The 14,439-nt window shown below is 62.9% G+C and carries 13 protein-coding genes and 1 pseudogene; 6 read left to right on the forward strand and 8 right to left on the reverse strand.

What is annotated here, in order from left to right; translation table 11 throughout:
* Nucleotides 1-3: 3 nt before the first annotated feature.
* Complete coding sequence (locus AC3FNH_RS25035) at nt 4-1,035, reverse strand: ABC transporter substrate-binding protein (protein WP_276102520.1); 1,032 nt, start codon at nt 1,033-1,035, stop codon at nt 4-6.
* 602 nt (nt 1,036-1,637) lie between these two features.
* On the opposite strand from AC3FNH_RS25035, the gene AC3FNH_RS25040 reads away from it, so the two are divergent.
* On the forward strand, nt 1,638-2,753 hold the full coding sequence (locus AC3FNH_RS25040; protein WP_488722000.1) for a porin: 1,116 nt from the start codon (nt 1,638-1,640) through the stop codon (nt 2,751-2,753).
* Nucleotides 2,754-2,935: 182 nt separating this feature from the next.
* Here AC3FNH_RS25040 and AC3FNH_RS25045 read toward each other — a convergent pair whose 3' ends face one another.
* Nucleotides 2,936-3,367, reverse strand: coding sequence for a winged helix-turn-helix transcriptional regulator (locus tag AC3FNH_RS25045; protein ID WP_488721975.1), 432 nt, complete (start codon nt 3,365-3,367; stop codon nt 2,936-2,938).
* A 126-nt stretch (nt 3,368-3,493) separates the two neighbouring features.
* Between AC3FNH_RS25045 and AC3FNH_RS25050 the strand changes: the two genes are divergently transcribed.
* Nucleotides 3,494-4,114: an FMN-dependent NADH-azoreductase gene (locus tag AC3FNH_RS25050; protein ID WP_488721976.1), complete on the forward strand. Its 621-nt coding sequence runs from the start codon at nt 3,494-3,496 to the stop codon at nt 4,112-4,114.
* Nucleotides 4,115-4,240: 126 nt separating this feature from the next.
* On the opposite strand, the gene AC3FNH_RS25055 is transcribed toward AC3FNH_RS25050, so the two are convergent.
* Genes AC3FNH_RS25055 through AC3FNH_RS25070 form a run of 4 tightly spaced genes read right to left on the reverse strand, consistent with a single transcriptional unit; the run spans nt 4,241 to nt 7,833 of the window.
* Entirely contained in the window at nt 4,241-4,849 is a 609-nt protein-coding gene (locus AC3FNH_RS25055; protein WP_488721977.1) for a PqiC family protein, read from the reverse strand.
* Nucleotides 4,846-6,477: a PqiB family protein gene (locus AC3FNH_RS25060; RefSeq protein ID WP_488721978.1), complete on the reverse strand. Its 1,632-nt coding sequence runs from the start codon at nt 6,475-6,477 to the stop codon at nt 4,846-4,848. Before AC3FNH_RS25060 ends, AC3FNH_RS25055 begins: the two co-directional genes overlap by 4 nt.
* On the reverse strand, nt 6,461-7,135 hold the full coding sequence (locus AC3FNH_RS25065) for a paraquat-inducible protein A (RefSeq protein WP_276102524.1): 675 nt from the start codon (nt 7,133-7,135) through the stop codon (nt 6,461-6,463). Before AC3FNH_RS25065 ends, AC3FNH_RS25060 begins: the two co-directional genes overlap by 17 nt.
* Nucleotides 7,132-7,833 (reverse strand): paraquat-inducible protein A, encoded by a 702-nt coding sequence (locus AC3FNH_RS25070; RefSeq protein ID WP_488721979.1) that lies wholly within the window; start codon nt 7,831-7,833, stop codon nt 7,132-7,134. The genes AC3FNH_RS25065 and AC3FNH_RS25070 overlap by 4 nt, the downstream gene beginning before the upstream one ends.
* A 304-nt stretch (nt 7,834-8,137) precedes the next feature.
* Here AC3FNH_RS25070 and AC3FNH_RS25075 point away from each other — a divergent pair, with 304 nt between their 5' ends.
* The 4 genes from AC3FNH_RS25075 to AC3FNH_RS25090 all read left to right on the forward strand — a co-directional run bounded on the left by AC3FNH_RS25075 (nt 8,138) and on the right by AC3FNH_RS25090 (nt 11,381).
* Nucleotides 8,138-9,004 (forward strand): bestrophin-like domain, encoded by an 867-nt coding sequence (locus AC3FNH_RS25075; RefSeq protein ID WP_276102526.1) that lies wholly within the window; start codon nt 8,138-8,140, stop codon nt 9,002-9,004.
* Nucleotides 9,005-9,048: 44 nt separating this feature from the next.
* Nucleotides 9,049-9,738: an ArsR/SmtB family transcription factor gene (locus AC3FNH_RS25080; protein ID WP_488721980.1), complete on the forward strand. Its 690-nt coding sequence runs from the start codon at nt 9,049-9,051 to the stop codon at nt 9,736-9,738.
* A gap of 29 nt (nt 9,739-9,767) precedes the next feature.
* On the forward strand, nt 9,768-10,274 hold the full coding sequence (locus AC3FNH_RS25085) for a DUF6630 family protein (protein WP_488721981.1): 507 nt from the start codon (nt 9,768-9,770) through the stop codon (nt 10,272-10,274).
* Between the two features lie 168 nt (nt 10,275-10,442).
* Nucleotides 10,443-11,381 carry a LysR family transcriptional regulator gene (locus AC3FNH_RS25090; protein ID WP_276102529.1) on the forward strand — a complete coding sequence of 313 codons (939 nt, stop codon included), beginning with the start codon at nt 10,443-10,445 and terminating at the stop codon, nt 11,379-11,381.
* Between the two features lie 21 nt (nt 11,382-11,402).
* On the opposite strand, the pseudogene AC3FNH_RS25095 reads toward AC3FNH_RS25090, so the two are convergent.
* Both AC3FNH_RS25095 and AC3FNH_RS25100 read right to left on the reverse strand, forming a co-directional pair.
* A pseudogene (locus AC3FNH_RS25095) lies at nt 11,403-12,489 on the reverse strand (Zn-dependent alcohol dehydrogenase).
* A 139-nt stretch (nt 12,490-12,628) separates the two neighbouring features.
* Nucleotides 12,629-14,299, reverse strand: coding sequence for a phospholipase D family protein (locus AC3FNH_RS25100; RefSeq protein WP_488721982.1), 1,671 nt, complete (start codon nt 14,297-14,299; stop codon nt 12,629-12,631).
* Between the last annotated feature and the right edge of the window lie 140 nt (nt 14,300-14,439).

Below are 14,439 nucleotides of genomic sequence, written 5' to 3' on the forward strand. Positions count from 1 at the left end.
CGTTCAGGCTATGACTCTGGCGGATTGCGTGGCTTTCAGGACGTCCATGGTCATGACGTCCTCAACTTTGGGCGTGCGCGCGCGGAACTGGCCAAGCTGGGCGTAAAGCGAGATCTGCTCCTGCCACACTGCCGCGTCCATGCTGCCCCATCCGTGCGTGCTTCCCTCTTTTTGAAAGGCGTAGTTCATGAACGTGTCGATCGCCGCACGCTCATCGGCGCGGTTCAGTGTGGGAAATTCCCTGACCAGAAGGTCAGTGGCCTGATCGCGGTTCTTGTGGGCCTGAATCCAGCCACGCGCGGTCGCGCGCAGGAAGCGCTGCAGCACTTCGGGATGCTTGCGCAGCGTGTCGGTATGGGCGTAGTAAGGCAGCGCATAGAGCCGCACCCCGGAATCCCACAGGCTCAGCTCGACGCGGTCCGCACCCAGTGTCTTGAGCGCCGAAACGTTGGTCTGCCAGCCGGTGACAGCATCCACGCGCCCGCTCAGTAGCGGCATCATGTCGACGCCGACCGGCACGATGTTGACCTGGCTTTCGGGAATCTTGTGCTTGGCCAGCAGGGCTTTGAGCAGCACCATACCGGTTGCTTGGATGCCGATTCGCTTGCCGATCATGTCCTGCGGCGTGCGAATGGGTGACTTCTTCAGCGAAAAGAAAGCGTAGGGATGCTGCTGCAGGCCCACCGCGAAGCATTTGACGGGCAGGCCTTCCGACACTGCCAGCATGATCGACGGACTCGACGAGATCTGCCCGACCTCGCCCCGGCCGGAGGCCACGATGGCAACGCCATCGATATTCGGCCCGCCCGGCATGATGCTGAAATCAATACCTTCCTGTTCGTAGTAACCGAGTCGCTTTGCCACGACTTCACCTACCTGATTGCCGCCCGGTACCCAGCCCAGTTGCATGCTGACAGCCGCCTTGTCGGCGGCAAGGGCGCGCACCGACAGCATTGTGCCGGAAGCAGCCAGCCCGCCGGCCAAGAACGCTGTCTGGATCACGCGTCGGCGCTGTGGATTCTCTGGAACTGCCATCTCATCTCCTTGAATTGCGTATCAATTTTCCCTGCCGCGTTCGCGAGACATTGCTGCGACGGGCCTATTCTGATGGCCGCCTAGTGCTCTAACAAGAATCATTATTAGAGCAATGGCGATGCCAAAATTAGATCGCGCGACAATGGTGCGAAGGCTCCCATGGACGGTGCCATCCATGCCTCGTGCCGGTGCAAAAATCAGCGCTGCCGAGGTACTCCCGCGCAATAAATTCGCTCGGGCCTCGTCAAAAACGATGCTTCCCACAAGACAGATTCCGCGCGGAGAATCCGTCCAAATCTCATCGATAAGAGATTCAGAGGAAACAGGCATGCACACTGGCCATCAAAAAGACCCACGCGCCCGAACGGGCATCACGCATCGGTACGGGAGCTGCATCCGTGCCAGGATCAAGACGATCGTCGGCCCCAGCAAACCTGTCGCGCAGGCGCCGGACCGGTGCCGCTTCCCCCTGTGAATACTGCGGGCTAGTCACTCGCCGCAGACGACTCCCCTCCCAGCTCAGCTTCCACTACGCAGAACCCATGCGCCGCGGCGCACGGGAGAAGCGTGTTCAACCGTTTTTCACAGAAGAAAAGGTAACCATGAAGCGAACTGTCATCCTCGCCACCTCACTCCTGCTGGGCTGCTCGGCAGCGCGGGCTGAAGCCGGCGTGAACTTGTACGGGTTAATTTCCACTGGCATCCTCTATGCCAATAACCAGAACGGCCATTCCCAGGTGCAGATGCCGAACGGGCCGATGCAGACGCCACGCTGGGGGATGCGAGGCACGGAAGAACTTGGCGGCGGCAACATCGCCTTCTTCACCCTGGAAGGTGGCTTTGCCATTGATACGGGCACCCTTTCCCAAGGCGGTCGCCTGTTCGGCCGACAGGCCTTCATCGGTCTGCAATCGCCTGAACTGGGTACCGTCACGCTGGGCCGCCAGTACGATCTGCCGGCGGCTACCTTGTGGCCCTATGAGTCGGGGACACAGTTCGCCGCGTTTGGCACGCACATCGGTGATAGCGACAACGTCTTCAATACCTTTCGCGTCAACAATACGATCGCCTACAAGAGCCCGTCATACGGCGGCTTCCAGGTTTCCGGCATGCTCAGCCTTGGCGAGCAGCCGGGCAACTTCAAGTCGAACAATGCGTTCAGCTTCGGCGCATCGTACAAGGCAGGCGATTTGTCGCTTGGCATGGCGTACGAAGAGCTGAACACACCCAATGCCGCCAGCAATCAGTCCGGCGCGGTAGTGGGAGATTACGGATTCAGCTCGCCGTTCGTCACCAGCCCGACCAATGGTGCAAAGGTCAATCATCAGCGAATCTTTGGCACCGGCGGGGCCTATCAGTTCGGGAAGGTGGGGACTTCACTGCTTTACACCAATGTCCGATTCGACTACCTCGACAATACGCACCTGACGCTGAACAATGCCGAGTTTTCCCTGACTGACTACATCACGCCCAACCTGCTGCTCGGGGCGGCCTACATATTCACCTGGGGTGAATATCAGCCGACGGGCACCATGCCGCAGTGGCACCAGGTGAACCTTGGCGCTGACTATTTCCTGAGCAAGCGCACCGACCTCTTCCTGGTCGGCATTTACCAGCGCGCCGCGGGAGACGCAAAGTTCGCGCAGATCTACACCCTGGCCCCATCGTCGACGAAAAGTCAGGTCACCGCCGTTGTGGGGATGCGGCACAAGTTCTGACTGTGCGACCCAGGCGGAGCCCAACGGCTGATGGCCGAATTGCCGCCATTCGCGAGTCCGGCTACGCCGCCAGCGAGGGCGAGGTGGATTTCACCCGCGCCCTCAATGCCGCGCTCGCCAAAGTGACGGCCGATGGCGGATGGCCAAGCTGCCCGTGTTGATGGAGCAGGCCATTGGAATCCTCAGCCGCCGCCTGCATATTCCGGATTCGCATGGCTACGGAGGTCAAACTCGTGCCTCGCCTGTTCAATGTCCGAGAGATGCGCAACGGCCCAAAGGCCAAGCTCCTCCAAGGGTCTCCTTAGCGAGTGACCGAGCGAGGTCAACCCATAATCGACGCGAGGCGGGACCGTACCATATACGGTCCGCGTAACGAGTCCATCTCGTTCCAATCCCCGTAGCGTCAGTGTCAGCATCCGCTGCGAGATACCGCCAATCTGGCGCCTCAATTCGTTGTATCGCATTTTGCCGGGGGCCAGGCGCATGAGGATCAGGACGCTCCACTTGTCGCCGATGCGGGCGAGGAGCGCACCCGCTCGCTGACAGGCTGCGGGAAGCTCCGTCCCCGTGTCCGGAATGCGGGGCAAGGTGTCCGCGCTGGTTGCAGGTAACATCGGTGTGCCTCCTTGTAGCGGATTCGAAAGCTAGGTAAGTTGGGTGCAAGCCATCACGCAATCGCACCCATTGAATTTCGATGGTTCGACGACGCGACGGTCAGTCCCTACATTGGAGATTCCCGAGTGACCACGAAGCTTCTTCACATTGACTCCAGCATTCTCGGAGGCAATTCCGTCAGCCGTACCTTGTCGGCCGCCATTGTCCGCAGGTTCAAGACCGCGCATCCGCAGGCCGATGTCATATACCGTGACCTCGCCACCACAACCATTCCACACTTGTCCGGCGCATATCTGGCTGCGTCCCTGGATCCTGCATCGGCGAACAACGCAGAGCTTCTGCAAGATATTGAGCTGGGACGCACCATCCTCGAAGAATTCTTGGCGGCGGACATTGTTGTCATTGGTGTCGCGTTCTACAACTTCGGTATCGCCAGCCAGCTGAAGGCCTGGATTGACCGCATTGCCGTTGCGGGAAAGACCTTTCGCTATACGGCCGGAGGACCGGAAGGACTCGCCGGCGATAAGCGCATCGTGCTGGCTATCGCCCGAGGCGGATTCTACGGAACAGGTTCGCCCAACGCTGCGCTGGAGCACGCAGAAGCCTATCTGCGAAGCGTATTCTCCTTCGTTGGCATATCCCGGCTCGAAGTCGTTGCCGCCGAAGGGGTGTCGGTCGGAGCCGAGCAGAGGCAGGTCGCTATCGAACAGGCCCAGCGAAAGATCGACGATTTGCTCGTAGCCTGAAAGCAACCGCTTCATGGATCCAAAGGAGACGGTGAAAAACGATGACAGTGATCAAGCCATCTCCGCCAGAATGGCTTGATCACGTGAAACTGCCATGCTCAGTGACCTCTTGCAGGCGATTCACGACTAGCGGGCAAAGGATTGCACGCCGGCTGCTATATCGGCTGCAGTCGCGGCGAGGATCTGGCGATATGCCTGTACCACGCCATCGAGCTGCCCCGGAGCGGGCGCTTCTGCTTCGGTGCGGCCGCTCAGGACCTTACCGTCCGGCAGTCGCCGCACGGTCCAAGTGATCGTTGCCGCGGCACGCTTACCCACTTCGGCATCAAGGCTGACCACTTCCGTTGCCACGCGGAACGCTGGTTGCGTCGCGGACACGCCCTGCTGGTAGACATCCACCGCATCAAGGGTCGATTGAAGTCGCTGTGACAACGCATCACGTAGTTCATCCGGCAATGGTGACGTCCAGCGCGATGTGTCGAACAGCTTGACGCCACCAGTGCTACCGTCACGCACCACCAGCTGAGTCCGGTTCAGGCGTTCCGGCACCCGTACCGGCCTGACCTCGATCCATAGCGGATATTCCGTCCGACTGTCTCGCCTGCCCACGGCCGTCGCGGCGTTCGTGGAATCCGTGGCCAGCGTGTAGTAGCGTGGCTCAGGAGAGGCGCAGCCGTTCATCAAGGCGGCGGCCGCAACGGCCAGTGGGACCTGTTTCGTCAGACGTTTCATCATTTCTCTTCCCTTTTTCCGCTCAGTAGTGCTTCCGGATGCTGCTCGAGATAGTCGGTGAGCATGCGCAGCGAAGCCGCCGTTCGGGTGAGTTCCTGCATCATTCGTCGCGTATCCTGCTGCAGTGAGGCGTCCGGCCCCAGCGCTTCATTGGCCGTGGCGAGCGTACGGCGCGCATCGTGCAGCGCGGCGAGCACCTGTGGAGCCACGTCGCCATTGACCTGTGTCACCAGCTTGTCCGCGTTGACGAGCATCTTGTTCATGGACACCATCGCCGTACGGGCGTCCTGTCCAATCTGGTCGAACGGCACCTTGCCCATCTTGGTCACGATGTCGCCAAGCTTCGCTTGCAGCTCGTCGAAGGCACCGGGTGTGGTCGGGAGTTCAGGCAGCGATGCGTTCAGATCCAGATCAGTCGGCAAAGACGCCTTCGGGAAGAAATCGAGCGCCACAAACAGCTGGCCGGTCAGCAGGTTGCCGGTGCGCAGCTGCGCCCGCATGCCACGCTGTACCAGGCTTTGCACGATGGCGCGTTTGCGCATGTCGTCAGCCACATCCTTCTCGTGAAGACCCATGCGAGACGGATATAGCTCCACCACGACGGGCATGCGGAAAGCCTTCTTGTCACTCTGGTATTCGATCCCGATCGAGCGTACCTGCCCAACCGTTACGCCACGGAAATCGACCGGCGCACCTGGAGACAGTCCGCGCACGGACTGGTCGAAGTTGAGCACAGCCAGCGCCGGGGCAAGTTCCTCCGGTTCCTTCATGGCTTCGGACTGATCTGCCGCCAGGAGGAACTCGGTGTTCTCCGCGGCCGAGGTTCGCACGGTCGAATGCTCCGGCGCCTGGAACGCGACGCCGCCAAGCATCACGGTGACAAGCGACTGGGTGGACAACTTCAGCCCGTTCGCGTCGAGCTTGAGGTCGACCCCGCTGGCGTGCCAGAAGCGCGTATCGGCGGTGACAAGCTTGTCATATGGCTTGTTGACGAAGACCCGCAGCGTGATGTCGTGGCCGTTCGGCTCGAGCTGATACGCCACGACATGGCCGACCTGCACGCGACGAAAGAAGAGCGGCGAGCCGATATCGAGCGAGCCCAGGTCTTGCGCACGGAGCACGAACTGCCTGCCCGAGGAGTCCGTGGTGATAACGGGCGGAGCTTCGAGCCCGGTGAACTTGTGGGACGTCTCGGTAGACCTGCCCGCATCCACTCCGATGTATGCGCCGGACAGCAGCGTCTCCAGACCGGACACGCCGCTGATGGCAAAGCGCGGCCGAACCACCCAGAAACGTGTGTCGGCGACGGCGAAGCTCTTGGCATCCTTGGTGAGAGCAACTGTCGCGATCACGTGAGAGCGGTCCGCTGCCAGCCGCGCCGACTTGACTACGCCGATATCGAGGTCCTTGTAGCGCACTGGTGTTTTTCCGGGAGTCAGGCCTTCGGCAGTACGAAAGGTGACAGTGATCTCGGGCCCGCGCGAAACAAGTGCGCTGACGAGCAGCGAAAGCCCGACCACCGCCGCAACGATGGGGATCAGCCAGACGATGGAAGGTAGCCAACGCGCAGGAGGCTTGCGTTCAGGCTGCGGCAGGCCCGCGGGCAGGAGACGATCAGTGTGTTCCGGCATAGTCGGTGTGCGGATATTGGATGGTAGACGGCGACGTCTCGAGTGCATCCCACAACAAGCGGGGATCGAAGCTCAGTGACGACAGCATGGTCAGTACTACGACCGAGGCAAAGGCGACGGCCCCGCCCCCTGGCGCGATCGTGGCCAGAGTCCCGACCCGCACCAGCGAGGCCAGCAGCGCCACCACGAAAATGTCAAGCATGGACCACCGGCCGATGATTTCGACGAGTGCATAGAGCCGGGTCTGCTCGCGGATGCGCCAGCTCGATTTGCGGCGAACCGATAGCAGCAACAGCGTCAGGATCACCATCTTGACCAGCGGTACGATAACGCTGGCGATCAGCACCACGAGGGCCAGCATGTGCGAACCGGACAGCCACAGATAGACCACGCCGGACATGATGGTGTCGCGCTGTGTGCCGAAAATCGACTGCGTCACCATGATCGGCAGCAGATTGGCGGGGATATACAGCAAGTAGGCAGCCAGCAGGAAGGCCCAGGCGCGCGTCACGCCGCCCGGCTTCCGATGATGCAGTACGGCGCCACAGCGCGGACACGGTTCGCCCTCAAGCGCCATTGGACTGAGCAGGTCGCAAGCGTGGCATGACAGCAGTCCGCACGATGTGGCGGTAGCGTGAGGCGATTGAATCGCGTTCATGATGCGGCATCCGGCCGGGAGGGCGGCACATCGTAGGTACCGTGCGCGTCGAGGTGGTGCCACAATTCGCGCGGGTCAAAGGACAGGATGGCGGCAAGCACGGCAACAAGCGCGCCGAACGACCAGAGGGCCACACCCGGCAGTACCTGCGCAATGGTGGAGAGCTTCACCACGGTGACCAGCACACCGATCATGAACACTTCGATCATTCCCCACGGACGCGTCTGGCGGATACCACGCACAATGCGCTCGAAGCCGGCGGGCTTGCGCTGTCGCGCCATCGGCACAAGCAGGTAGCACATCAGGAGCAACTCGACCAACGGAAGCAGGATCGTCGTGGCGAACACAAGCATCGCCACTATCGCCATGTCGTCCGCGCAGAGTGCCTGTACTGCGCCCCATAGTGTCGTCTCGGTGCGCGCCCCCTTGAGTTCCATCACCACAATCGGGCATGCGTTCGAGATCAGAAACAGGATCAGGGCGGTCACCACGAGCGGCAGCAGGCGCCGATAGATACGGGAGCCGTCGCGATATAGCGCACCGCCACAGCGAACGCACGCCGCACGTTCGCCCGGCTTCAGCGCCACGCGCGTATGGAGAGCGTCGCAGTACTCACAGGCGACCAGCCGTTGCGAGCCTTGTCGTCGGGCTCGCAGCCGGATGCGGTTCTGATGCACGGAGTGTCCGGGAATGGTCATGGGCGCGGGTGCAGAAGGCAAGCCGTGAGCAAGCCCACTCGAATTTTTCAACATCCCGGCATTCTGCTACAAACTGACTAGTTTGTCATCATGACGTTTGGTGTATTATATAAAGCAAAGCGTCGGTGCGAAGCGGCCGGCGTCGCGGGTATGCCGCAATACGCACTTACTCCGGTGCGGCCACCCCCGCGTCTCACGGGGTCGGGATGACCTCTGAGCTGCCGCACTTCCCCCAAGGCCAAACAGGTCACTGGCGGTGTGATCGCGCTTTCACTTTATACCAGTAAGATAGTGGACGAATTTGATGAGTATCTTCCGACGCTGTTTCGCTATTGCCCTGATTAATTTCTTCTGTGCAATTGCAGGCGTTTATGCGCACACACTGTTCCCGATAGATATTGACCTTTCGATAGACGCAATCAGGTCAATCTCATCATTGATTGGAACGCTATTCGCCATTGTTCTTGGTCTGCTTGTATCTTCCTCTTATGCCGCATTCAACAACCACCAGGCGGATCTGAACTCGCTCGTCAGCGCAATAGCCAATATCGATCTTTTGCTAAAGCACTTCCCTGACGTGTCAGCACGTCCCAGAATGATATTGCGTGAGCTCGTTGTCGACCTTCTGGGCCGCTATTGGCCAAAGAATGGTCACAGGCATGGTGGTCAGATCACCTACAATCAAGTATCAGAGGATGTCGGAAAACTGCTTGAGATAAACGATATCTCGGTCGGATTCAAGAACATGAGTCGCGATGACATAAAAGCACTTCGCGACTATTCCAGCAATTTTGTCAGCGTCCAATCCAATATTGTTCGCAGTCTCTCGAATCAAGTTCCAGCTTTGCTGCTTGTCATTGTATTTGGATGGGCGTGCCTGCTGTTCTTTCTCTATGGAAGCTTCAGCGGCGGACATATGGTCGCGTTGATCTTTATGCTGCTAGGCGCTATCGCTATAGCCAGTGCCAGCTTTCTCATCCTGGAATTAACACACCCTTATCACGGCATCTTCAAGGTTTCCTGTGCTCCATTGGAGTTGCTCCTCCAATCCATGATCCAGGAAGCCGAATTTGTCAAAGCAGAGCCCAGCGGAGAATCGCTAAGCTTCGTGGGGCTCGGCGATCCATCTGGTTGCACAGGGAGACACTTGCGTGCGACCGATCATCATTGAAAAGACGCCTATACTCCATTCCATCCTTCACCTCATGCTGAATCATGGAATACAACCCGGGCATCAGCCAGCTGGCCGGCCTGCTGGCCGACCCTGGCCGCGCGGCAATGCTGTGGGCGCTGATGGACGGCAGCGCACGCCCGGCTGGCGAACTGGCACTGATTGCGGGCCTGTCCGCCTCGTCCGCGAGCGGACATCTGACCCGGCTCAGTGAAGGCGGGCTGCTGGCCGTTGAGACGCGCGGACGCAATCGCTACTACCGGCTGGCCGCGCCCGAGATCGGCGTCGCCATCGAGGCGCTGGCCTCGGCCTCGCTGGCGAGCCCTCCGCCGCGGCTGCGCGATGTGCCGGTGTCGCGTACGGCGCCGCCCGCGCTGAGGCAGGCACGCACCTGCTACGATCACCTCGCCGGCGAACTCGCAGTGGCGCTGTTCGATCGCATGACGCGCGCGGGCTGGCTGCTGGTCGACGGCAATGCCGTGGACCTGAGCGGCGATGGCGCGCAAGCCATGTCGCGGCTAGGCATCGACGTGGCAGCGGCACGCCGCAAGCGGCGCCAGTTCGCCTGCACCTGCCCCGACTGGAGCGAGCGCAAGCCCCACCTTGGCGGCGCGCTCGGTGCCGCGCTGCTCGGCAGCCTGCTGCAGCGCGGCTGGGTGGAGGCCACGCCGACATCGCGCGCGCTGCGGGTCACGCCGCGCGGCCAGCGCGAGATCGTCGGCATTGCCGCCTGAATGGCAAGAATCAAACAAGGAAACAGAAAATGGTCACACCACTGGACGAAGATAAACAGGACGCGCTCCACCGCTTTTTCGCACTGATCAACCTTGGCGATATCGCGCAGACCGAAGCGCAGGCCGCGCTGTTCGAAGACGCGCTGCTGGATGCCGAAGACGACGACACCGAGGGCCAGGAGCTGCTATGGGTGATCCGCGAGGTGATCGACTGGCAGTCGGGCTTCTTCGTCGACTGGAAGGACTGCCAGTCCTTCATCGGCTGCATGAACCAGCTTTGCGAGCGCCTGGACCTCGAAATCGACTGGGGCAGCGAAGACCCCGAGGATGAGAGCTTCCTGGATAGCACCAGCGTGCCCGAACTGATGGAGCTGGCCCACCGGCAACTGCGCGTGGCCGGCTACACGCTGTGGAACTGGGACACGGAGGGTGATGCCTACGGCGGCTGGATCACGCGTAGCGAGGACGATGAAGAGATGACGGATATCGCCGATACACTCGGCTTCAGTATCCGTCCTGGCGACCAGCCCTACTGAAGCGGCTGTCCGGCGCGCCTGCCTGACCGATATCGGCCAGGCGCTCATTGCGCAAGCGGCGCAGCGCCATTGTCCACGCTGTGGGACAATCTGGCCGCAAGCGCCCCTTTCTGCCATTTCCGCTGGCCAGCAATTCATCCGGGGGCGCTGCTGACGCCGGGGCACCGCATGAAGACGATCGAATGGAAGGATTGGGAGATATTCTGCCGCGTTGTGGAAGGCGGCGGCTTTACCCAGGGGGCGGAACTGGCCGACGTGCCCAAGTCATCGGCCAGCGCGGCGGTGGCGCGGCTGGAGAGCCAGCTTGGCGTGCGGCTGTTCGAACGGACCACGCGGCGCGTGCGCGTGACCGAGCGCGGCCAGCGGCTCTATGACCGCGTGGCGCCGCTGTTCGCCGAGCTGCATGAGATCAGCGCGGAAGCGGCGTCGGTCAGTGATGAAGTCTGCGGCGTGCTGCGCATCTCCACGCCGTACGAAGTCGGGTCGCAGCACCTGTCCGAAGGGCTCAGCCGCCTGATGCGGCTGCATCCGCGCCTGCGCGTCCATGTGGATGTGAGCTGGGACCAGCCCGACCTGATCCGCCACGGCTACGACCTGGCTTTTGTCATGACCAACACCCGGCTGCAGGACACCTCGTTCGCCAGCAAGCGGGTCGTGCTGATCGAGCGCGGCTTCTATGCCGCGCCTTCCCTGATCCGCGACCGCGGCCTGCCGCGCACCCCGCAGGACCTGACCGGCTGGCCCACGCTCGGCAATGCCGACGATCACTTCTGGGAATTCCTGCGCGACGATGTGGAAACCGCGCGCCTGGATGTCGAGCCGCGCATCTGCACGCATAACGCCGAGCTGCGCCTGAAGGCCGCCATCGACGGCCTGGGCGTGGCGCGCCTGTCGCCGCGCTTCGTGCACGAGCAGGTCCAGCAGGGGCAGCTCGTGCGCGTGCTGCCAGCCTATGCGTCGTCACCGCTGAAGGTCTACGTGCTGATGCCGGCGCGCAAGCTGATGCCGGCCAGCGTGCGCGTGTTCCTGGACGTGCTGGAGCAGACGCTGGGAGTGCCTGAAACGAGGCGGCCGGCGGGCAGGAAGCGGGAGGCGGTGCAGGCGTGAAGCCGGCCTGCCCCGGATCGCTCAGTCCCCGAACACCGCCACCGACCGGGCCAGTTCCCCGCGGCGCAGTTCATCGAACGCGCCGTTGATGCCTTCCAGTGGCAGGCGCCGCGAAATCAGCTCGTCCAGCTTGAGCCGCCCCGCCATGTAGAAATCGACCATGCGCGGCATATCCACCGGGAAACGGTTGGATCCCATCAGAGAACCCTGGATCTTCTTCTCAGAAAGGAAGTCGCTGCCCTTGAGCTCGATCTTCACCCCCGGCGCGATCATGCCGATCACCGTCGCCGTGCCGCCACGGCGCAGCATGGCGAAGGCCTGCTCGGCGGTCTGCTTGAGGCCGATGGCCTCGAACGCGTGGTGAACGCCCCCACCGGTCAGCGCGCGTACCGCTTCCACCGTATCCTCGCCGGCCTCGACGACGTCGGTCGCCCCGAACTGTCGCGCCAGCGCCAGCTTTCCCGGCACGCGGTCAATGGCGATGATGCGCCCCGCACCCGCAATGGCGGCGCCATTGATGGTGGCCAGCCCGATGCCGCCGCAGCCAATGACGGCCACGGTTTCGCCGGGCTGCACGCGCGCGGTATGCACCACCGCGCCGAAGCCGGTGGTGACCGCGCAGCCGATCAGCGCGGCGCGATCCAGCGGCATGTCGCGGCGAATCGCCACCAGCGCGTGTTCGTGCACAAGCATTTGTTCCGCGAACGCGGAAAGATTGAGGAACTGGTTCATCACGCCGCCGCGGTGCGCGGCCAGGCGCGGCGCTTCGCTTTCTCCGCGGCGCGTATCGGGCTCGGTGCACAGGCGACAGGTGCCCCGTCAGGCAGTGCTCGCAATGACCGCAGTAGGCCGACAGGCACGTGATCACGTGATCGCCGGGCCGGACCGTGCGCACCAGCTCGCCGACCTGCTCCACCACGCCGGCGGCTTCGTGCCCGAGCACGGCGGGCATCGGGTACGGGTAGGCGCCATCGAGGAAATGCAGGTCGGAATGGCACACGCCAACGGCAGCGGTACGCACCAGTACTTCATGCGGGCCGGGCTTGCCGATTGCGACGTCTTCGATCACCAGCGGGGACTTGGGTTGATGCAGGACAGCGGCTTTCATGGATCTCCTTGTGTACGGGCCGCTCGCGATGCTGCCCGGGGGCAGCGCAGGCGGCCGCCAGTGGGTTCCGGGGCGCAGCCGCCGACATTACCGCCGATCGGCGATTCATGTAAGACGCTGTGCAGCATCCGCCCCAGGCTCAGAGTTCTTCCTTGATCGGGAGCACGCGCAGCAAGCCGATGCCGAGGTGTTCCAGCGGACCCATGCCCGGTTCGCTCTCGTAGGTCTTCAGCTGGCCCTGCTCGCGCGTGACCCAGACAAGATGGCGCGAACTGCCGTCCGGGTTCTGGCGCAGTTCGACCCGGTAGGTGATATCGAGCAGGCCATCGTTCATGCCTTTCAGGATTCGCTGGGCCAGTGCAGCGCTGTCCAGCACCACGCCCATCTCGGTATTGAGCTTGGCCGAGCGGGGGTCCATGTTGAGCGAGCCGATAAACACCAGGTGCTGGTCGACGATGTAGTTCTTGGCATGCAGGCTCGCGCGGCTCGACGCCAGCCACGCGCGCGAGTTCGGGCCCGAGCCGCCACCCTTGCCGCGCTGCGCGAGTTCGGCATAGGCGCTCGGCTTCAGTTCGTACAGCTCGACGCCGGCCGCCACCAGCGCCTCGCGGTGGGGCGCGTAGCCCGCATGCACGGCACTCACGTCGGTCGCGGCAAAGGAATTGGTCAGGACGCGCACATGGATGCCGCGCTTCGCCATCGCGACGAGCCACGCCTCGCCGTCATCGTCCGGCACGAAATACGGCGACACCAGCACCACCTCGTTCTTCGCCGCACTGATCAGGCGCTCCAGGCGTACCGTGGCATAGCCGTCGCCCGGGGTCTGCTCGGTGATCTTGCTGGCCTTGTCAGACACCACGGTGGCCTTGCCGGTGTAGGCCGGCATGTGGCCGCTTTCGATGCCCTTCGCCAGGCCCGAATCGAGCAGCTCCTGCACATAGGGGCTGGCCTTCGCCCGATCGCCGCGCGCTTCGAGGCGCTTGCGCAGGGCGCGCATCTCAGCGGGCGCGTCCTTGCCTTCCGGGATCAGCGCCACCACGGGGTAGGACGAGACATCGTTCCAGTATTCGTCGAACACCGCCGACACCTGCGGCACCACCGGCCCCGCGACGAGCACGTCGAGGTCGCTGAAGTCCATGTCGATGCGCGCGGAAAAATAGGCATCGCCCACGTTGCGCCCGCCCACCAGCGAGATCTGGTTGTCCACCGTCATCGACTTGTTGTGCATGCGGCGGTCCAGCCGGTTGAAGCTCCACAGCATCTCCAGCCAGCGCGCGCCGCGGTTGGCGAACGGATTGAACAGCCTGACCTCGATATTGGGATGCGAGTCGATCGCGGCCAGCACCTTGTCCAGGCCGCTGGTATGCAAGTCGTCCAGCAGCACGCGCACGCGCACGCCGCGGTCGGCGGCATCGATGATGTCGCCGAGCACGGCGGCGCCGGTGCCCGTGGGCTCGAAGATATAGGTCTGCAGGTCCAGGCTGCGCTGCGCGGCGCGCGCCATGGCAAGGCGCGCGGTAAGCGCGTCGGGGCCGGTCGACAGCGGGTAGAACAGCGACTCGCCCGGACGCTGCGCCAGGCGTGGCGCCAGCGCCTTGCCCAGCGGCGTGTCCGTGGTCACGGCCGGGGCGCTTGAGGGCGTGCGCTCGGCGGAGGCTGGCAAGCTCGCACAGCCGGCCAGTGCACCGGCGCAGGCGATTGCCGTGGCAACTGTGGCCAGGCGCCGCCAGCAGGCTCGCCAGCCACGCCAGGCGTGCGCCGGACCCGTCAAGGTTGGCGACAGGCTGGACGCATTGCAGTTTGGGTGCATTGGGTTGTCTCCGCAACGCCGCGCAGGCGCCGGCCGCCCGCATGGGACGCGGCTCCGATATCTCACAAGATACACCGCCGCGCGCAGGCAGAGGTAGCCGTCAGGCCACATTGCGGCGCAGCATGTCCTGCGTCCGCACC

Source organism: Cupriavidus sp. 22TCCZM01-5 (assembly GCF_057798915.1).